The following is a 19251-nucleotide window of genomic DNA, read 5'->3' as shown; positions in this document are numbered from 1 at the left end:
GCCATGCCACTCACGCCTTGGTCCTTCGTCCTGTGACATGGGAGCCGGCCGCGTCTCCATCGGTGGGGGTCCGGGCGCGGGGGGGCGGGTCCGCGTGCCCAGGCCGCGCACGGGCCGGCGGCCCCCGCGCCGGCACCCGCCGCGACGGCGATGCCCAGCGCCGGGCCGACGTTCATCGCGGTCTGCTTCAGCCCGCCCACGACCCCCGCGCACCCGGGCGGGGCGTCCCCCACGACCGAGGCGGTGGCGGTGACCATCACCGCCGTGAACCCGGCGCCCAACACCCCGAACGCCACCGGCCCGCCCGATCCCAGCCCGGCGATCCCGGCCACCACCAGCACCGTCCCCGCCAGAGCGGTCCGCCGCGGCCCGAGCCGGCGCAGTGCGAGACCGGCCACCGGCGCCCCGGCGACCATCAGCGCCGTCATCGGCAGCACCCGCAGGCCCGTTTCCAGCGGGTCCAGCCCCCGTACGTCCTGCAACAGGAACGTCGCCGTGAACAGCGCGCCGAACATCCCCGCCGATACCGCCAGGAGCAGCGCCATCGAAGCCGCGACCGGCCTGGAGCGGGCCACGGCGGGCGGCACCAACGGCCGGGCACCGAGCCGTTCGCGCCGTACGAACAACGCCCCGAGGCCGGCCGCCGCGCCGAAACCCAGCAGCGTTCCGGGGGCCGTCCACCCGTCTTCCGCAGCCCCCGCCAGCGCGTGCACCGCCGCCGCGACCGACAATGCGAGCAGCGCCGGGCCGGCCACGCCCATCGGGGTCCGCGGCGCCCGGGGCGCCGCGGGGACCCGTAGGGCCGCCGCCGCGCCGGCGATGACCACGGCCACCGGCACGTTCATCAGGAACACCGCCCGCCAACCCGACTGGGCGACGATCAGCCCGCCGAGCAGCGGTCCCGCCGCGGCGGCCAGCCCGATCGCGCCCGTCCGGATCGCCACAGGAGTGCCCAGCCGGTCCGGCGGGTGGGTGAGCCGCAGCAGCGCGAGGGTGGCGGGCTGCAACAGGGCGCCGAACAGGCCCTGGACGGCCCGCAGGGCGATGACCCAGCCGACGCCCGGGGCGAGCGCGATCCCCGCCGAGGCCGCCGCGAAGCCCAGTACTCCGGTGAGCAGCAACCGGACGTGCCCGTACCGGTCGCCCAGGCGGCCGGCGATCACGAGGAACGCGGCGACGGTGAGCAGGTAGGCGGTGCTCGTCCACTGCACCTGGGCCGCGCTGGCCCCGAGGTCCTGGCGCAGCGCGGGCTGCACCACGATCAGGACGGTGCCGTCGAGGGCGACGAGCATCGCCGCCGCCACGCCGACCAGCAGTGCGAGCCGCGGCCTCACGCCGGCTCCGGCCCGAGGTGAGCGTCCAGTGCGGCGGCGACCAGCCGCTCGACGCCGGCCTCCTGGCCGCCGTCGAGGACGAGCGGCAGACTGCCCGTCGCCCACAACTGGGCCACCCCGTGGAGGTTGGCCCACAGCGCGGCGGCGCTCACCTCCGGATCCCGCGCTCCGCACCGGGCGACCAGTGAGACGAGCAGGGCGAACAGCGGCACGGTCGATTCCCGCAGGCGCGGCCCGTCGCCGGGTTCCCCGGTGCTGTCGAGCAGGTCGTGACGGAACATCAACTCGAACATGCCGCGGTGCTCCAGCGCGTAGCCGACGTACGCCGTCGCGAGCGCCCGCACCTGTTCCCGCGGGGCACGGCCCCCCGTGCCCCCGGCCGCGAACCGGGCCCCGAGGTCGGCGAACCCGCGCCGGGCGATGGCCGACAACAGGGCCCGGTGCGTGGGGAAGTACCGCCGCGGCGCGCCGTGCGACACGCCGGCGCGCCGGGCGATCTCCCGCAGCCCCAGGGCTCCGCTCCCCTCGGTCGTGACGAGTTCCACTCCGACGTCGATCAACCGCTCGCGCAGCGGGCTTCCGGGTTCCATGGGCCCTGTCTACCAGGCGGCGGTAGACAGTGTCTACCGCCTCGAACTGCCCTTGAGTAAGCGGAAGGTTGACATCCGGCCCTTCCTTCCACCACCCTTTCACTACTTAATTAGTGAAAGGGTGGTGATGGAGCGTGCTGGAGTACCGCATCGACCGGCGCAGCGGCATGGCCACATACCTGCAGATCGTCCAGCAGACCAAACAGGCCCTGCGCCTGGGCCTGTTGGAGCCCGGCGACAAACTGCCCACCGCGCGCGAGGTCGTCGAGGCGACCGCCATCAACCCGAACACGGTCCTCAAGGCCTACCGGGAGCTGGAACGCGAGGGCCTCGTCGAAGCACGACGCGGCATGGGCACCTTCGTCCGCCGGACCCTGGGCGCCGCGCCCGCCGGCTCGCCCCTGCGGGAGGAACTGGCCGACTGGGCGCGACGCGCCGGCGAGGCGGGCCTCGCCCGGGACGACGTGGCCGCCCTCTTCACCGCGGCACTCGACGAACACTTCAAGGGGGACGACGCGTGAACGACATGGCGATCGAGGCGGAAGGCCTGGGTCTGCGCTACGGACGCAAGGGGCCCTGGGCCCTGCGCGACTGTTCCTTCCGGCTACCCGCCGGCCGGGTCTGCGCACTCGTGGGCCCCAACGGCGCGGGCAAGTCCTCCCTCCTGACGCTCCTGGCAGGCCTGGAACGCCCCACCGAGGGATCCATCAACACCTGTGCCTCCCGGGAGAGCCTGGCGTACGTGGCCCAGGACAAGCCCCTGTACCCGCAGCTGACCATCGGCGAGACCCTGCGCATGGGCCGCGAACTCAACCCCGGCCGCTGGGACACCGCGAAGGTGACACGCATCGTCGAAGCCGGCGGACTGAGCGAGGACGCCCGCGTACGGACCCTCTCCGGAGGCCAGCGCACCCGCGTCGCCCTCGCGCTCGCCCTGGCCAAGCGGCCCTCCCTGCTCCTGCTGGACGAACCGATGGCCGACCTCGACCCCCTCGCCCGGCAACAACTCATGGGCGTCCTCATGGGCGACGCCGCCGAGAACGGCACCTCCGTGGTGATGTCCTCGCACATCCTCACCGAGCTCGAAGGCGCCTGCGACCACCTGCTCCTCGTCGACGGCGGCCGGATCCGCCTCTCCGGCCCCATCGAGGACGTCATCACGGCCCACAGCCTGCTCACCGGCCCCGCCGCGGCCGCCGACGAACTCGGCGCGCACACCGTCGTCGAATCCCGCACCACCGGCCGACAGCTCATCACCCTCGTGCGACCGGGGGGCCCGGTCGACACCGGTACCTGGCACGCGGCGCACCCGACCCTGGAGGAACTCTTGCTCGCGCACCTCCGCGCCCCAGACGTCCCCGCCCTCGTGGTCCAGCCCTCCGGCTCCGAGGCGGTGCGGGGATGAGCGCCCTGACCCTGAAGGGCCCGCACTGGGTCACGGTCCGCCAGCACCGGCGCGCCCTGTGGGCCCTGCCGGCCGCCGTCGCCGCGTGCCTCGTCGCCGCTGTCGCCCTGCGCGCGTCGGCGTCGCCGCGGGGCACCGTTGAACCGAACATCTGGTACTACGCGCTGCGCAGCGCCCTGGAAGGCGCCGGGCGCGGCATGCTGCTCCTGCCGGTGTTGATCGCCGCGTTCGTGGCCGGTCCGATGTTGGCCCGGGAGATGGAGAGCGGGACCTACCGGCTCGCCCTGACGCAGTCGACGACGCCGAAGGCCTGGCTCGCCTCCAAGATCGGTATCGCCGCGGTGGTGTCGGCGGCCTGCGCCGCCCTCATGGTCGGGGTGTACCGCCTCGGCTGGGCCCCGGTGTCCGGCACCTACCAACTTTCCTGGGCCGACCGGGGCACCTACGAGGCGACCGGACCGGTCATCGTCGCGTACTGCCTGCTCGGCGTGGGCGTCGGAGCCGTCGTCGGGCAGTGGATCCGGCGCACCCTGCCCGCCCTGCTGGTCGCCGGCGCCGTCACGGGCCTGGTGGTCGTGGTCTTCGGATTCCTGCGCTGGTCCGTCCTCACCCCGGTGACCATCACCACCCCGCTCACCGGGCGGCCGGAAATGGGAATGCCCCGCTCCGCCTTCCTGATGGAAGCCGGCCTCCTCAAGGGCACGGGTGAGCGCGTACCGAGTTGGGGATGCACGACGCCGTCCGGCGAGCTCGGCTCCTGCGTCCAGGACCTCCAGGTCACCGGCCGGTACGTCGACTACCACCCGTACGCGCACTACTGGCTGACCCAACTCATCGAAACGGCCGTCGTCCTGGCCCTGGCCGCCCTCGCCCTCCACGCCGCCTTCCGCGTCCTGCGCTCCCGCCGGGGCTGACGCGGGCACGGGCCGTACGCGTCGAGCCGCCCCGGCGGCCGGCCGCGTACGGCCCGCCAATCCGTTGGCGGCCGCCCCGCCGGATGGGTGATCATGCACGCCATGACCACAGAAACGATCAACGCATCGGCTTCGGGGACCTGGAAGCTCGGCGACCTGGAGATCAACCGCATCGGCTTCGGCACGATGCGCCTGCCGCAGAACGGCCCCGCGCTGCGGGCCGACGCGGTATCGGGGGACCGCGACCGCGCCATCGGCGTCCTGCGCAAGGCGATCGAACTCGGCGTCAACCACATCGACACCGCGACGTTCTACTTCTCTCCGCTGCGCTCCGCCAACGAACTCATCAACAGCGCCCTGGGCGGCCCCTACCCCGACGACCTGGTCATCGCCACCAAGGTCGGCCCCGGCCGCGACCAGTCCGGCGAATGGACCGCCCACGCCGGCCCCGCGCAGCTGCGCGGCCAGGTCGAGGAGAACCTGCGCCAGCTCGGCAGGGACCACCTCGACGTGGTCAACCTGCGCATCCTCGGCACCGACTCCGTCGCCGAACGCTTCGGGGCCCTCGCCGACCTCCGCCAGGCCGGACTCATCCGTCACCTCGGCGTCTCCAACGTCACCCCCGAACAGCTCGCCGAAGCCAGGGCCATCGCCCCGGTCGTCTGCGTGCAGAACCCGTACGGCATTGGAATGCGGCCCGACCAGGACGAGTTCGTACGGTTCTGCGGCGAGCAGGGCATCGCGTTCGTGCCGTTCTACTCGATCGCCACCACCGGACGCGAGGGCGGCGCGAGCGGCGCCGAGAGCGAGGAGGTGCTCACCGTCGCGCGGGCGCACGGCGCGAGCGCGGCCCAGGTCCGCCTGGCCTGGACCCTGCACCGCGGCCCGCACGTGCTGGCCATCCCCGGCACCGGCAACCCCGATCACCTCACCGCCAACGTCGCCGCCGGCGCCCTGCGCCTGACCGAGTCCGAACTGGCCCTGCTGGAAGGCCTCCACCACCGGGACGCCTGAACAACCCGGCCCCGGGGCGCGGGGTGTCGGTGGTCCGTGGTGGGATGAGCGGGCTCTATTGTCGTGAACCTGCTGGGAGATCACCCTCATGCCCGTGTACCCGTCGCTGACCCATGCCTTGGCCGAGGCCCTGGTCGACGTACTCCGCTTCGTCGAGGACAGCGAGGAGGAGTCCATGGACACGGACGACGCCGTCAAGGTCCTGGAGGGCGTGGCCCACCTCGTGGGCGAACTGTCGGCCGAACAGCGCGGCGAACTGGGCGACCTTCTCGGGACGATGGCCGAGGCCGAGGTGGATCCGGTCCGCCGCGAGTTCCTGGAGGAGTTCCCGGAGGGATTCGGACTCCTCGACGACTAGCGGGACGACACCGGGTCCGGGCCGGCCGGAACCCGACCGGCCCGGGACGGGAGCGCCGGTGGTCCGGTCGGGCCTGCGGCACAATCGGCGGATGAGCGAAGAAGCCCCCGACGACCCGTACCTCTGGCTGGAGGACGTGGCAGGCGAAGAGGCCCTCGACTGGGTCCGCGACCGCAACGCCGAAACCGTGGCCGCGCTGACCACGTCCGCCGGTTTCAAGTCGCTGGAGCAGGAGGTGCGCGAGGTCCTCGACGACGACGGCCGGATCCCGTACCCGGTCCGCCGCGGCCGCCACCTCTACAACTTCTGGCAGGACGCCGACCACGTCCGCGGAATCTGGCGGCGCACCACCCTGGAGGAGTACCGCACCGACCGCCCGGCCTGGGAAACGGTCCTCGACCTCGACGCGCTCGCCGACACCGAGCGGGAGAAGTGGTCCTGGGCGGGCAGCCGCGTCCTGGCCCCCGACCACCGGCACGCGCTGATCCTGCTCTCGCGCGACGGGGCGGACGCCAGTGTGGTGCGCGAGTTCGACCTGGAGGCAAAGGAGTTCGTCGAAGGCGGCTTCGAGGTCGCCGAGGCCAAGACCCGCATCGGTTGGATCGACCAGGACCACGTCTGGATCGGCACCGACTTCGGCCCCGGCTCGATGTCCCCGTCCGGCTACCCGCTCCAAGCCCGCCGCTGGCGCCGCGGCACCCCCCTCGACCAGGCCGAACCCGTCTGGACGGGCGAGCCCACGGACCTCTCCGCCACCGGCTGGCACGACGACACCCCGGGCTTCGAAAGGGACTTCGTCCACCGGCAGATCGACTTCTGGAACCAGCGGCTGTTCCTCCTGCCACAGGAGGCCGACGCCCCGCCCCTCAGGATCGACGTACCCGACGACGCACACGCCTCCGTCCACCGGCAGTGGCTCCTGGTCACCACCCGGTCGACCTGGCTCGGGCACGCCCCCGGCAGTCTCCTGGCGTTCGACTTCGACGCCTACCTCGACGGCGCCCGCGAACCCGCCGTCCTGTTCACCCCCGACGAGCGCACCGCCCTCGCGGATTTCAGCTGGACCCGCAACCACCTCATCCTCAGCATCCGCGCCGACGTCTCCTCCCGCATGGAGCTCCTCACCCCCGGCCCCGACGGCTGGCGGCGCGGCCCCCTCGCCGGGGTGCCCCCGCTGTCCACGGCGTCCGTCGTGTGCACCGACCCGGACGTCGGCGACGAGTACTTCCTGAACGTCTCCGGCTACCTCCAGCCCTCCACCCTCCACCGCGGCACCGCGGGTGCCCCCGACGGCGGCGAGAGCGTCAAGCGCGGCCCGGCCCTCTTCGACACCGCCGGCCTCGCCGTCAGCCGGTACTTCGCCACCTCCGAGGACGGCACGCAGGTGCCGTACTTCGTCATCGGCCCCGAGGACCGCCCCGCCCCCGGCCCCACCCTCCTCTACGGGTACGGCGGCTTCGAGGTCTCCCTCGCCCCGCACTACAGCGCAGTCACCGGCCGGACCTGGCTCACGCGCGGCGGCACGTACGTCGTCGCCGGGATCCGCGGCGGCGGCGAGTACGGGCCGGCCTGGCACCAGGCCGCCCTCGGCGCGCACCGCGTCCGCGCCTTCGAGGACTTCGCCGCCGTCGCCCGAGACCTCACCGCCCGCGGCATCACCACCCCCGCCCAACTGGGCATCGAGGGCGGCAGCAACGGCGGCCTGCTGATGGGCGCCCTCCTCACCCGCGATCCCGAGCTGTTCGCGGCCGTCGTCGCCCACGTACCCCTCCTGGACATGCTCCGCTTCCACAAGCTCCTCGCCGGAGCCAGCTGGACCGCCGAGTACGGGGATCCCGACGACCCCGCCGACCGGCCCCACCTGGAGCGGATCTCCCCCTACCACCGGATCCGCACCGACGGCCCCCCGTACCCGCCGCTCCTCCTGCTCACCTCCACCCGCGACGACCGCGTCCACCCCGCACACGCCCGGAAGATGGCCGCCCGGCTACGGGAACACGGCCACCCCGTGCTGTTCCACGAGCACCTCGGCGGCGGCCACGCCGGCGCGACCGACCACGCGCAGACCGCCTTCAACGAAGCCCTCGTGCACACCTTCCTCCGGGAACGGCTCACCCCCGGCCGCTGAAACCCCGGCGCGCTGCCCGGCCCGTCCGCCGTCGCGGCTGGTGGAATGGGCGGACCGGCGGCCCGCACGGGGCCGCCCGTCGGGCGGAGGCACAGTGTCGGAACGCGACGGCACGCACCCGCACCCCCGGCCACACGTCCCGCCCGCCCCCACCGAGACCCTCGACGCGATCGGCACGACCGACGACGAACGCACCACCTGCCGCGAACTGGCCGCGTTCGTCTTCCGCACCCTGGGCGACGCGGCCGCCGTCGACCTGACCGTCGACGGCGCCACCGAACGCGTCGCCGTCGCCGGGGCCGCCCACCTGCTGCGCGCCCCCCTCCGCGCCGTGCCGCCCGAGGTCCGGGCCGTCGACGGGGGACATCCGATGCGCAGCTGGACCCTGCGCCCCGGCCGCGCCCCGGTGCACGGCCTGTCCGTCGCGCTCGCCCGGCACGGGACCTCGTACGGGACCCTGCTGGCCGTGCGTTCCGGGACGGGGTTCACCGACGCCGAGGCCGCCGCCCTGCACTTCGCCGCCCGGGTCGCCGCCGTCCACGTCCGCCACGCGCGGCGGCTCGCCGCCACCGAGGGGGTCGCCCTGAACCTCCAGCGGGCGCTCGTCGCCGACCCGGGCCGGCCGCACCCCAACCTCCTCGTCGCGGGCCGCTACCTGCCCGTCGGGACGAGCGCCCTCGTCGGCGGCGACTGGTTCGAGACCGTACGGCTGCACTTCGGCCGGACCCTGCTCGTGGTCGGCGACGTCATGGGGCACGGCCTCGACGCCGCCGTGGACATGAACGCCTACCGCTCCACCCTCCGCGAGGTCGCCTCGACCGACCTGGCCCCGCACCGGGTGCTGCGCCAGCTCGACTCCCTGGTCGCCGACGACGAGGCCCGCCGCCCCGCGACCTGCCTCCTCGTACGGGTCGACCCGGCGCGCGGCACGGCCGTCTACGCCAGCGCCGGGCACCTGCCGCCGGCGCTGTTCGCGGCGGACGGCACCGGCCGCCTGGTCGACGTCCCGGTGGGACCGCCACTGGGCACCGGCCTCGGCGGCTACGAGTCCGTGGCCCACCCGCTCGGTGAGGGCGACACCCTGCTGCTCTACACGGACGGGCTCGTCGAGCGGCGCGGGGAGGACATCGACACCTCCCTGGAGCGCCTCACGGCCCTGCGGATCCCGGCCGGCGGGGGAGTGGCCGAGGTCGCCGACGCCGTCGTCGCCGGACTGGACGCGCGGCACGCGGAGGACGACGTCGCCGTCCTCGCCGCCCGCGTCAGGGCCCGCGTCCCGCACGGCTGAACGCACGGCCGGACAGTCTTCCCGGCCGACGGCATCGCCGCCGGGCTAGGGCAGGGCGCGGGCGATCAGGAGGGCGACGTCGTCGTGGGTGTCGGGGCGGCGCAGGGCCGACAGCAGCAGGTCGCAGGTGTCCTCCAGCGGGCGGTGCGGGCCCGCCAGGAGGTCGGTCAGGGTCAGCAGCCGGGTGTCGATGTCCTGGTCCCGGGTCTCGACCAGGCCGTCCGTGTAAAGGACCAGCTCGTCGCCCGGACCGAGGGTCACGCTCGTGGTGTGGAAGGGCACGCCGCCCACCCCCAAAGGCACCGCCGTCCTCAGGCGCAGCAACTGCGGATGACGGCCGGGGCGCAGGTGCACGGGAGGCAGGTGCCCGGCCGTCGAGATGTGACACTGCCGGGTGTGCGGATCGTAGACGCCGTACACGCAGGTGGCCATCGCCTCGCCGAGGTCGGCGGTCGCCGCGTCGAGGTGCGTGAGGACCGTCCCGGGCTCCAGCCCGAGACGGGCCAGCGCCCGCGCGGTGGCCCGCAGCTGCCCCATGGTGGCGGCGGCGTTGATGCCGCTGCCCATCACGTCGCCGACGACCAGGGCGGTCCGGTCCCCGGGGAGCGGGACTACGTCGAACCAGTCGCCGCCCGTCTCGTCCGCCGCGCCGGCCGGCTGGTAGCGATAGGCGATCTCCAGGCCCGGGGCGGTGCGGGGGTCCTGCGGCAGCAGATGGCGCTGGAGGGCGAGGGCGGTGTGCCGCTCGCGCTGGTACCAGCGGGCGTTGTCGATGGACACGGCCGCGTGCGCGGCGAGTTCGGAGGCCAGCAGGACGTCGTCCTGACCGAAGGGCGCGGGGTTGCGGGCCCGCTTGAGGTCGAGGGCGCCGAGGACCTGACCACGGGCGATCAGCGGGACCGCCAGGTAGGAGTGCAGCCCGGACGCGCCCAGCAGCCGGGCGGCCTCCTCGTTGCGGGCGATGCGCGGCAGGTCCGCGGGGAGCACCCGCGGCACCAGCACCGGCCGGCCGGTACGGACGCAGCGCGTCACCAGCCGACCGGGTCCGTACAGCGTCACCTCCCCCACGGGGTCGGCGGCGTCCTCGGCCGGATTGCGGTAGCCCGACTTCAGCGCCAGCGCGCGGAACCGTACGGATCCGTCCCGCAGCGCCTCGCCGGGCCGGGCGCCCGTCAGGATGGTGTCGAGCACGTCGACGGCGGCGATGTCGGCGACCTCCGGGACGACGACGTCGGCCAGCTCCCGGGCGGTGATGTCCAGGTCGAGGGTGGTGCCGATGCGGACGGAGGCGTCCGCGATCAGGGACAGGCGGCGCCGGGCGTGGGCGGCCGACACGGCCGTGCGGTGTTGCTCGGTGACGTCCACGACGGACACGGCGATCCCGATGGTCCGGGAGGCCTGGTCCTCCAGCCGGTAGATCGACACCAGCCAGGCGTGCTCGTCGCCGGTGTTGCCAGGCATCCGGCCGGTGGTGAACTCGTCCAGGATCGGAACGCCGCTCTCCATCACGCGGCGCATCCGTGCCTCGATGGTCGTCGCGCCGAGGAAGGGCAGGACCTCCCCGATCCGCCGGCCCAGGTGCTGGTCCGCGGGCACGCCGTTGATCCGCTCCAGCGCGGGGTTGATCAGTACGTAGCGCAGGTTCGTGTCGAGGACGGCCAGACCGATGGGCGACTGGTCGACCAGGCGCAGCGAAAGGGCGAGGTCACGCTCGACGCGCCGCAGGGTGGCCTGCTCGGAGGCCAGGCCGAGCGCGTAGCGCCGGCCGTTGTCGGCCTCCAGCCGCATGTTGCGGAACTCCACGAGCACGGACCGGCCGTCCCGGTGCCGTATGGGGAACGACCCGGCCCAGGCGCCCTCGCCGGTCATCACGTGGGCGAACAGGGCCAGCACCTCGTCGCGCCGGTCCTCCTCGACCAGCAGCTGCGCCGCGTACTGCCCCAGGGCCTCCTCGGCGGTGTACCCGAAGAGGGTCTCGGCCTGGGGGCTCCACAGTCTGATCCGGCCGTGGTCGTCCAGGACCACTGAGGCCACGCCGATGACGTCGAGCAGGCCTCCGGCCGCCGCCGCCCCCACCAGGGGGCCGGCGGCGGGCTGAGGGGTGTCCTCCTCGGCCATGTCCGGCCTCCTCGTCCAGGGCGTGTGCCTCCATGCTGCGGCCCCGTGCGCCGGCCTGCGAGCCGGTCGTGGCGGGAGGGGTGTTCCCGGGGGTGGTGCGGGGTGCGGATCCCGGGCGTGCGCCGGGCCCGTTCCCGGGTGGAGGGGCGGGGTCCGCCCGGGAACGGGAGCGGTCAGCGGAACAGCATGGAGGCGCCGCCGGCCGGGGTGGCGACGGAACCCGGGCACAGGAAGCTGCCCGAGGCCTTGGTGGCGGTGAAGGGCTGGTTCACGTACCTCCGGGTGGTGCCGTCGCGGTCCCAGACGATGTTCGTCGCCTTGTAGCGGCAGGTGATGAAGCTCGCCTGCCCGGTGATGTCGATGAGGTCGGCACGGGCGGTGGCGGCGGCGTCGTCGAAGGTGAACGCCGGGTTGTTGTTGAGGGAGGCCTTGATGCCGCCGTCGCAGGTGAGGTTGCCACCGGGCTTGTTGATGGTGGCGCGGTCGACCGTGAGGGCGGCGGGCGGTTCGGCGGTGGTGCTCGCGTTGGTCCAGGTACAGGTGTTGCCCGCGACGACGATGACGCCGTCGACCTTGCGATCGGCGGCGCCGCCGGCCGCCGCGGCGGTCGTGGCGGCGCCGACCGTGGCCGCGACGGCCACCATCGTCACGGCGAGTTTCGCGAGGTGCTTCATGTCGCTCCTCCTTGACACGTCCTTGTGGGGGTGTGGTGCGAGGGCGGTGCGGAGTGCGGAGCTCGTGCGCCACGGAGATTCCCACAGGGGTCTTGAGATGTCATGAGCACAACATGGATTGGCCGGAACTCGGCCGCCGGGCGGGTGGCGCGGGAGGGCTGCCCCGGAGAACCGGCGGGCGCCGATCAGGGCAGGTCGGACGGGATCGGCTCGGCCTCGGCCTCGTAGACGTGCGGGGCGTCGCCCTGCCACTCCAGCAGGGTGGAGTCCCCGCCGAGTACGAGGTCGTCCGGGTCGGGCACCTCCGCGCGGCGCAGGAACTCGATCACGTCGCGGTCCTCGTGCGCGACACCGAGGACCGTCTCACCAGCCGGGGTGCGCAGGGTCACCCGACGACCCCCGGACGGCGAGACGCGGTGTACGACGATCGGGGCGTGCTCCATCCCCCCACCCTCCCGCCACGCTCCCGCACCCGCATCCGGACACCGCCCGACCCCCGGCGCGGACCGGTGGTCAGGCCCTGCCGAAGCGCTGTTGCTGGAGGCCGGCCCGGGCCGTGTCGCGGATCCGCCTCGTGCGGCCCAGCTCGGCGAGGAGCGCGAGGGCGTCCGGGTTCGCCGCGCCGGCGGTCTTGAGCTGAAGCCGGTCGGAGGCGGCCGGCAGGGCGTTCGGCTGCCAGGGCTGCCGCAACGCGATGGCGCGGAAGAGGGCCCATTCCCGTATGCGCCCGGTCAGGAAGGGATCGCGGATGACGGCCGGGGCGATCGAAGCGGCCCATGGATCCCAGGCGGGTCCGGGGTGGAGTTCGCCGGCCCGGCGGTCCAGGTGTCGTACGACGGCGGAGCGGGCCATCACCGGGTCCGGGTCGGTGAGCACCTCGATGATCAGGTCGACCTCGTCGGCGTCGCCGACCTGCTCCAGCGCCCGCAGGTGTGCCGCGAACCGCAGGTGCTCGGCCGGCTCCGGCGACTCGGGGCCGTCGTGGTTCATGCGGCCGCTCGCCGGCGGTCCCGGTCGGACCGGTACCGCGCGAGCCCCGTTCCGGGGGCTGTCACCACGGGCCGTCGCCGGTCGGGTGGAGGAAGGCCGCGGCGATCTCGCGTACGCGGTCCAAGGTGATACCCGTACGTTGCTCCACGGCGAGGGGATGGTCGGTGCGCTCCAGTTCGACGGAGGGGCGCCGGCCGACCGGGCGGGTGTGGACGTGGGTCTTCAGGTTGAGGGTGGTGGGCGAATAGAGCCGCAGGTCGGTGGTGAGCCAGCCGAAGTACGGACTCTCGGACTCCCGCCCCGGCGTGTTCCACAGGTCCGCCGTGCGCGAGAAGTTCTCCGGGCTGAGGGAGAGCCAGACGCCCCAGGAGAACACCTCGGCGCTGCCGATGACCGGTATCTCGATCATGCCCTTGACGAAATAGTGCTGTGCGTTGATCACGCACTGTTCCGAGGAGAGCAGGCAGCCCTCCGCGTCGGCGAACGCCGCGTCCCACACCGCCGGCGCCGGCGACGTGTAGTTCATCGGCAGCTCGGCATGGTGCGCGCCGCAGCGGGCGCAGGTGAATCCGAGATCATCGCTCATGCCACCGAGCCTAGTGCTGTGACCGGAAAGCTCCGCCGAGCCGTCCGGGCCCGGGGCGCCGGTCGTGGCAGGCTGGGGGCATGTGCGGCCGATACGTCTCCACCCGCGGCCCCGAGGACCTGACCGGCCTCTTCGGGGTCACCCGACGGGATGCCGACCTGGTGGTCCCACCCAGTTGGAACGTCGCCCCGACCGACCCCGTGTGGGCGGTGCTGGAGCGCGCGGACCGCGAGACCGGAGTACTGGAGCGGCAGCTGCGCCCGCTGCGCTGGGGGCTGGTGCCGTCCTGGTCGAAGACGCCGACCGGCGGGGCGAAGATGATCAACGCCCGGGTCGAGACGGTCGAGGAGAAGCCCGCCTACCGTCGGGCGTTCGCCAAGCGCCGCTGCCTGTTGCCCGCCGACGGCTTCTACGAATGGCAGCCCGTCGCGGCCACCGACCGGGCCAAGGCGTACAAGCAGCCGTACTTCATCCGCCCCGAGGACGGCGAGGTCATGGCGATGGCCGGCCTGTACGAGTTCTGGCGCGACCCGGCCGTCGCCGACGCGGACGACCCGGCCGCCTGGTGGGCGACCTGCACCGTCATCACCACCGAGGCCACCGACGCCGCCGGCCGCATCCACCCCCGCATGCCGCTGGCCCTCGCCCCCGCCGACTACGACACCTGGCTCGACCCCGCCCACCAGGACCCGCACGCCCTGCGCGCCCTCCTCGCGACCCCCTCCGGCGGCAGGCTGGACGTCCGAGCGGTGTCCACCGCCGTGAACAACGTCCGAAACAACGGCCCCGAGCTGCTGGTCGACGCGTAGGACGACCGGCTCCGGAGGCCATCGCCGCACCTCAGCGGCAGCACAGCACCGGGACGTGCTGGACCAGGTTGTTGCCGAACCCCCCGCGGTTCCAGAGCTGTTCCAGGGGCTGGGTGCGCCCTTCGACATCGGTGGCGCGGGCCGTGAGCGTGTGGGGGCCGGGCGTGGCCGTCCAATCGCAGTGCCACGCCTGCCAGGCCCACCCGCCCGGCTCCCGGTCCGCCAGCCGGGCCCGTACCCAGGAGGCGCACCCGTCGGCGCTCACCTCGACCCGTACGACGGGCCCGGCGCCCGACCAGGCGCGCCCCTCCAGCCGCACCGGGCCCGGTCGCACGACGCGGACCCGTGACATGAAGTCGGGGAAGCCCGGCGGAACCATCAGGGCCCTCGGCAGGATCCGGGTGACCGGTACGCCGGGATCGTCGGGGAGGTCGCCGGCCTGCCGGTACCGGTAGGCCACGCTCTGCTGGAAGCCGGTGAACGGAACGTCGGTCAGGGTGATGTCCCGCAGCCACTTCACGTGCGCCATGCCGTACCAGCCAGGCACGACCAGCCTCAGCGGGCACCCGTGCTGCGGCGGCAGCGGGCCGCCGTTCATGGTGTGGGCGATCAGCACCGGCGGGTCCTCGTCGGTGGCCACCCGCAGCGGCAGGCTGCGCCGGTAGTCCTGCTCGACGCCCCGCTCGACCCCGTGATCGGCGCCCGTGAAGACGGCTTCGACGGCCTCCGGCAGCACCCCGGCCTCGGCGAGCACCGTCCGCAGCGGCACGCCCGTCCAGTCCGCGGTGCCCACCGCCTCGACCAGCCACGGCTGGCTCACGGGTCGGGGCGAGAGCCGGGCCCTGCCGTTGCCCGCGCACTCCATCGTGACCCGGTGCGTGACCGCGGGCAGGGCGCGGAGCGCCGACAGGTCCAGCTCCAGCGGCGTGCGCACCAGCCCGCCCACGGACAGCCGCCAGGTGTCCGCGTCCGCCGGCGGTATGTCGTAGTGCACCAGTACGTAGTGAAGCCCGGGCGGGGTGACGTCGTAGCGCAGTGCCTCCAGGGGCAGCCCGTGGTTGCGGGCGGCCAGCGCGAGCTCCTGCCCGCTGATGCCCTCCCCGTCGTCCGCGATCCGCCCCGGGGTGCTGACATCGCTGAGGGAGCCCTCCATCCCCCCATCGTCGCGCGCCCAAAAGGCTTCGGCGACTTCGTCGCCGAAGCCTTAGGGTTGCGGTCCTCCGGACAGGTATCGAGGGGAGCCGCATGAGTGCGGGATCAGGGTTCGACCGGGCACGCGCCCAGGTGTTCGGGGAGGCCGCCGAGCTGTACGACGCCTCCCGCCCGGGCTACGCGGACGCCCTGGTGGCCCGGGTGCTGGAGTACGCGGCCCTGGACGGCCGACCGGCGTTGGAGATCGGCGCGGGGACCGGAAAGGCGACGGTTCCGTTCGCCGAGGCGGGCGCCGCGCTGGTGTGCGTCGAGCCCGACCCGCGGATGGCGGCGGTCCTGCGCCGCAACACCGCGCACCTGCCCGCGGTCCGCGTCGAGGAGGGCGGCTTCGAACAGTGGCAGCGGCGGGGCCGCCGCTTCGGGCTGGTCCTGGCCGCCACGTCCTGGCACTGGGTGGACCCGGAGCGGCGTTGGGACCTCGTCCACGACGCCCTCGAACCGGGCGGAGCCGTCGCCCTGTTCTGGAACCCGCTGGGGGTGCGCGACCGGGGACTGCACGCCGCGCTCGCCGAGGTCGACGCGCGCCACGGGATGACGGAGGCCCCGCACGCGACCCTGGCCTCCTCGTACGGCGACGCGGCCGGGCACCGGGCCGGACCACCGGACTGGCCGGAGGCGCAGTGCCGACGTGACGGGCGGTTCACCGAGCTGCGCTCGACCCGCTTCCGCGTCGACCGCGATTACGACGCCGCCCGCTACCTGGGCCACCTCGCCTCGCTCTCCTGCTACCGCGTCCTGCCCCCGGCGCGTCGCGAGGAACTGCTCGCCGACACCGCCCGGGTGCTGGACGCGCACGGCGGCATCGGCCTCGTGGAGTTCGGCGACCTCTTCCTCGCCCGCAGGCGCTGACCCGGGTCAGCGCAGGGCCGGCGCCGCGAGGAGCGCGTCGGCGCCCGTGAAGAGGTGGCCGCGCATGCCGAGGGCCCGGGCGGCGTCGACGTTCTCCTGCCGGTCGTCCACGAAGAGGACGCCGTCCGGTTCCGCGCCGAGCGCCGACAGGCACCACCGGTAGGCCTCCGGTTCGGGCTTGGCGTGGCCGATGCGGCAGGAGAAGGCCCGTACCTCGAACCGGGCCAACCACGGCTGATGCCGTTCGTAGTGGACCGCGAGTTCCTCGGGGATGTTGGACAGCAGCGCGATCCGTCGGCCTGCGGAGGCGAGTTCGCCGATCAGGCCCACCATCCGGTCGTCCACCAGGCTCCGGCTCGCGACGTCCTCCTCGACGAGCCGGGCGGTCGTCCCCGCGTCGAACCGGGTACCGAGTGCGCCGGCCACCCGGCTCCAGTAGCCGGGGCCGTCGACGTCACCGCGGTCGTAGTCGGGGCGCAGCGTCCAGTAGGCCTCCCAGAAGGGATCCGGTGCCACGCCCGCAGCCTTCGTGAGGCGCTCCCGGCCCTCGGGGGACTGGTGGCGGGCGATGACGCCGAAGAGCAGGGTCGAGGACACCTCGTCACACCTGCCGTACGGTGACGCCCGCGGCGGTGAGCGCGTCCACCGCGTCGGCGGAAGCCGTCTCGTCGGTCACGACGGCGTGCAGCGCCCCGGCGGGCAGGACGTGCGCGAGGGCCGTGCGGGACAACTTCGCCCCTTCGGCGACGGCGATGACACGACGGGACGAGGCGATGGCGGCCCGTTTGACGGCGGCGTCGGCCAGGTCGTGGGCGGTGAGGCCGTCGGCCGCGGTCAGGCCGCAGCAGCCGATGACGGCGGTGTCGAAGCGCAGCGCGGCGAGTGAGGCCTCGGTGAGCGGTCCGGTCAGGGCGAGTTCGCCCCGGCGGGGTGCGCCCCCCGGCAGCAGCAGCGTCAACCGGGGCGCGTCGGCGAGGGTGTTGGCGGCGTGCAGGGAAAGGGGCACGACGGTCAGCCGGCGGTCGTGCAGGGCGCCGGCCACCTCCAGGCAGGTGGTGCCGCTGTCCAGGACGACGGACTCGCCGTCCGCGATCAGGGCGGCGACCTCGGCGGCGATCCGCCGCTTGGCCTCGGTCCCCTCCCGGGCGCGCAGCGCGAACGGGACCTCCTCCCCGCGCAGCAGCAGGCTCCGCGCGCCGCCCCGGTACCGCTCCAACACCCCTTGTTCGGCCAGCGACTCCAGGTCGCGGCGGATGGTCATCTCGGAGGCGCCGGTGAGCTCCGCGAGCTCCGCGACGCTCCGCCGGCCGGTGTCGCGCACGGCGTCGGTGATCTGCCTCAGGCGGTCTGCACTCATACCTGAAGTGAACAGGAGTGATGTTCGAAAGGCAAGTATCGAACAATGAATGCGTTTGTTATGTTCGATCGCATGGATACAGCGTTGCGCCGCGGAAGAGCGGCCACCTTCGTCTACTTCGCCCTGAACGGCTTCGTCATGGGCATGTGGATCGTCCACATCCCCGCCGTGGAAGCGCGCACCGGCATCGGACACGCACTGCTCGGCTGGCTCCTCCTGGTCCTCGGCGGAGGGGCCTTCGCCGGGATGCGGCTGGCCGGTCCGCTCACCGACCGGTTCGGTGCCAGGACGACAGTGCCCGCCGGCGCCGCCCTGTGCAGCGCCGCCCTGGTCCTGCCGGCACTGGCCCACGACCCCGGGACCCTGGCCGCGGCCCTGTTCGTGCTCGGCTTCGGCAACGGCTGTCTCGACGTCGGCATGAACACCCACGCCGTCCAGGTGGAGCGCGCGTACGGCAGGCCCGTCATGTCCGCCTTCCACGCCGTCTTCTCCATCGGCGGCGTCCTCGCCGCCCTGGCCGGGGCCGTGGCCCTGGGCCGCGGCATCGGCGTCACCGCGGCGCTGGTCGCCGGTGCCCTGTGCGGCCTCGCCGTCGCCGTCCTCGCCGCCCCCGCGCTGCTCCCGCCGGCGCCCACCGGACGCATCGAGCCCGCCCCGGACCCGGAGCCCGCCGTCCGGGCCGGGCGGGACGCGGCCCCGCGGATCGGGGTGCTGGCGGTCCTCGCCTTCATGCTCATGCTGTGCGAGGGAGTGGCCAACGACTGGAGCGCCCTGCACCTGCGGGACGCCCTCGGCGCGTCCGCCGCCACCGGCGCCCTCGCCTACGCCACCTTCGCCACCGCAATGACCGTGGGCCGCCTCCTCACCGACCGGCTGAGCGCACGGGTCGGACCCGCCGCCGTTCTGCGTTACGGCTGCGCCCTCGCCGCCGCCGGTCTGGCCCTCGCCATCGCCGCGCCCGCGGTCGTGCCCGCCCTGGTCGGTTGGACCCTCTTCGGTGCGGGCCTGGCCGGCACCGTCCCGCAGCTCTTCAGCGCGGCCGGACACGCGGAACCGGACCGCGCAGGTGCCAACGTCGCCCGCGTGGCCGGCCTCGGATACCTGGGCATGCTCGCCGGGCCCGCCGTGATCGGCCCCCTCGCCCACCTGGTCTCCCTCGACCTGGCCCTCCTGCTGCCCGTGCTCCTGTGTGCCGTCGCCGCCCTCGCGGCCCGGACCCTCCACGGGCCGCCGCGTCCCGACCCCGGCCGGACGCCCGCCGCGCGGGGCCCGTTGCCGGAGCCCGGCGTTGATCGTTCGTGTGGCTGACGGGCCGGTCGTACGGTCGGGCGGCCGCGGGAGCGCGAGGCGAGCGGAGTGGTCGGGTTGCGGGTCGGACGAAGGACGGTACTCCGGGCGGCATCGGTGGGCGCCCTCGCGGCGCTGCTCGGCCGGGCCCCGGCCGAAGCCGCGCAGGGCGGGACGGCCCCGGCCGGACCGGCCGCCGTCCCGGAAACGGCGGTGGCGGGGGGGGGGGCGGGGGGGGGGGGCGCGGGGGCCCCCGGGGCCCCGGTCCCGCAGCCTTTAAACACGGCCACCAAAACCCCCCCCACACCCCCACCCCACCGGCGGCCCCTACTTGCCGA

At 74.1% G+C, this 19251-nt stretch carries 20 protein-coding genes; 10 read left to right on the top strand and 10 right to left on the bottom strand.

Annotated features, from left to right (window positions below):
• Both NOD94_RS32660 and NOD94_RS32655 read right to left on the bottom strand, forming a co-directional pair.
• A partial coding sequence (locus tag NOD94_RS32660; RefSeq protein WP_281209801.1) for an MFS transporter occupies window positions 1-1292 on the bottom strand: 1292 nt, incomplete at its 3' end.
• Between the two features lie 38 nt (window positions 1293-1330).
• A complete protein-coding gene (locus tag NOD94_RS32655) occupies window positions 1331-1924 on the bottom strand; it encodes a TetR/AcrR family transcriptional regulator (RefSeq protein ID WP_281209799.1) in 594 nt (197 codons plus the stop codon).
• Window positions 1925-2058: 134 nt separating this feature from the next.
• Between NOD94_RS32655 and NOD94_RS32650 the strand changes: the two genes are divergently transcribed.
• From NOD94_RS32650 to NOD94_RS32620, 7 genes are all read left to right on the top strand, one after another.
• Window positions 2059-2445, top strand: coding sequence for a GntR family transcriptional regulator (locus NOD94_RS32650; RefSeq protein WP_281209798.1), 387 nt, complete (start codon window positions 2059-2061; stop codon window positions 2443-2445).
• Complete coding sequence (locus NOD94_RS32645) at window positions 2442-3329, top strand: ABC transporter ATP-binding protein (RefSeq protein ID WP_281209797.1); 888 nt, start codon at window positions 2442-2444, stop codon at window positions 3327-3329. The genes NOD94_RS32650 and NOD94_RS32645 overlap by 4 nt, the downstream gene beginning before the upstream one ends.
• Window positions 3326-4243, top strand: a complete 918-nt coding sequence (locus NOD94_RS32640; protein WP_281209796.1) for an ABC transporter permease — start codon at window positions 3326-3328, stop codon at window positions 4241-4243. The genes NOD94_RS32645 and NOD94_RS32640 overlap by 4 nt, the downstream gene beginning before the upstream one ends.
• A gap of 102 nt (window positions 4244-4345) precedes the next feature.
• On the top strand, window positions 4346-5257 hold the full coding sequence (locus NOD94_RS32635; RefSeq protein WP_281209795.1) for an aldo/keto reductase: 912 nt from the start codon (window positions 4346-4348) through the stop codon (window positions 5255-5257).
• Window positions 5258-5345: 88 nt separating this feature from the next.
• The gene (locus tag NOD94_RS32630) at window positions 5346-5615 is read left to right on the top strand and encodes a hypothetical protein (RefSeq protein ID WP_281209794.1); all 270 of its coding nucleotides are present in this window, start codon (window positions 5346-5348) and stop codon (window positions 5613-5615) included.
• A 58-nt stretch (window positions 5616-5673) separates the two neighbouring features.
• Entirely contained in the window at window positions 5674-7743 is a 2070-nt protein-coding gene (locus NOD94_RS32625) for a prolyl oligopeptidase family serine peptidase (RefSeq protein WP_281209793.1), read from the top strand.
• A 94-nt stretch (window positions 7744-7837) separates the two neighbouring features.
• Complete coding sequence (locus tag NOD94_RS32620; protein ID WP_281209792.1) at window positions 7838-9031, top strand: PP2C family protein-serine/threonine phosphatase; 1194 nt, start codon at window positions 7838-7840, stop codon at window positions 9029-9031.
• A gap of 45 nt (window positions 9032-9076) precedes the next feature.
• On the opposite strand, the gene NOD94_RS32615 is transcribed toward NOD94_RS32620, so the two are convergent.
• The 5 genes from NOD94_RS32615 to NOD94_RS32595 all read right to left on the bottom strand — a co-directional run bounded on the left by NOD94_RS32615 (window position 9077) and on the right by NOD94_RS32595 (window position 13339).
• Window positions 9077-11149, bottom strand: coding sequence for a SpoIIE family protein phosphatase (locus tag NOD94_RS32615; RefSeq protein ID WP_281209791.1), 2073 nt, complete (start codon window positions 11147-11149; stop codon window positions 9077-9079).
• Between the two features lie 173 nt (window positions 11150-11322).
• Window positions 11323-11823, bottom strand: coding sequence for a hypothetical protein (locus NOD94_RS32610; RefSeq protein WP_281209790.1), 501 nt, complete (start codon window positions 11821-11823; stop codon window positions 11323-11325).
• A gap of 185 nt (window positions 11824-12008) precedes the next feature.
• The gene (locus NOD94_RS32605) at window positions 12009-12266 is read right to left on the bottom strand and encodes a hypothetical protein (RefSeq protein WP_281209789.1); all 258 of its coding nucleotides are present in this window, start codon (window positions 12264-12266) and stop codon (window positions 12009-12011) included.
• A gap of 70 nt (window positions 12267-12336) precedes the next feature.
• Entirely contained in the window at window positions 12337-12813 is a 477-nt protein-coding gene (locus NOD94_RS32600) for a hypothetical protein (protein WP_281209788.1), read from the bottom strand.
• A gap of 61 nt (window positions 12814-12874) precedes the next feature.
• A complete protein-coding gene (locus NOD94_RS32595; RefSeq protein WP_281209800.1) occupies window positions 12875-13339 on the bottom strand; it encodes a DUF2199 domain-containing protein in 465 nt (154 codons plus the stop codon).
• A gap of 140 nt (window positions 13340-13479) precedes the next feature.
• On the opposite strand from NOD94_RS32595, the gene NOD94_RS32590 reads away from it, so the two are divergent.
• Window positions 13480-14208 carry an SOS response-associated peptidase gene (locus NOD94_RS32590; protein ID WP_281209787.1) on the top strand — a complete coding sequence of 243 codons (729 nt, stop codon included), beginning with the start codon at window positions 13480-13482 and terminating at the stop codon, window positions 14206-14208.
• A 31-nt stretch (window positions 14209-14239) separates the two neighbouring features.
• Here NOD94_RS32590 and NOD94_RS32585 read toward each other — a convergent pair whose 3' ends face one another.
• The gene (locus NOD94_RS32585) at window positions 14240-15361 is read right to left on the bottom strand and encodes a sulfite oxidase (protein WP_281209786.1); all 1122 of its coding nucleotides are present in this window, start codon (window positions 15359-15361) and stop codon (window positions 14240-14242) included.
• Between the two features lie 92 nt (window positions 15362-15453).
• On the opposite strand from NOD94_RS32585, the gene NOD94_RS32580 reads away from it, so the two are divergent.
• The gene (locus tag NOD94_RS32580; RefSeq protein WP_281209785.1) at window positions 15454-16269 is read left to right on the top strand and encodes a class I SAM-dependent methyltransferase; all 816 of its coding nucleotides are present in this window, start codon (window positions 15454-15456) and stop codon (window positions 16267-16269) included.
• Between the two features lie 6 nt (window positions 16270-16275).
• Here the strand turns inward: NOD94_RS32580 and NOD94_RS32575 are convergent, their stop codons facing one another.
• Entirely contained in the window at window positions 16276-16866 is a 591-nt protein-coding gene (locus NOD94_RS32575) for an HAD family phosphatase (RefSeq protein ID WP_281209784.1), read from the bottom strand.
• A gap of 4 nt (window positions 16867-16870) precedes the next feature.
• Window positions 16871-17626 carry a DeoR/GlpR family DNA-binding transcription regulator gene (locus tag NOD94_RS32570; RefSeq protein WP_281209783.1) on the bottom strand — a complete coding sequence of 252 codons (756 nt, stop codon included), beginning with the start codon at window positions 17624-17626 and terminating at the stop codon, window positions 16871-16873.
• A gap of 72 nt (window positions 17627-17698) precedes the next feature.
• Between NOD94_RS32570 and NOD94_RS32565 the strand changes: the two genes are divergently transcribed.
• Complete coding sequence (locus NOD94_RS32565; RefSeq protein ID WP_281209782.1) at window positions 17699-18934, top strand: MFS transporter; 1236 nt, start codon at window positions 17699-17701, stop codon at window positions 18932-18934.
• Window positions 18935-19251 lie beyond the last annotated feature (317 nt).

The sequence above is a fragment of the Streptomyces sp. Isolate_45 genome (genome assembly GCF_024721315.2).
In the GTDB taxonomy this organism is placed as follows: Bacteria; Actinomycetota; Actinomycetes; order Streptomycetales; family Streptomycetaceae; genus Streptomyces.
Note: the sequence above shows the minus strand (reverse complement) of the source record. Positions and strands in the feature narration are given on the sequence as shown.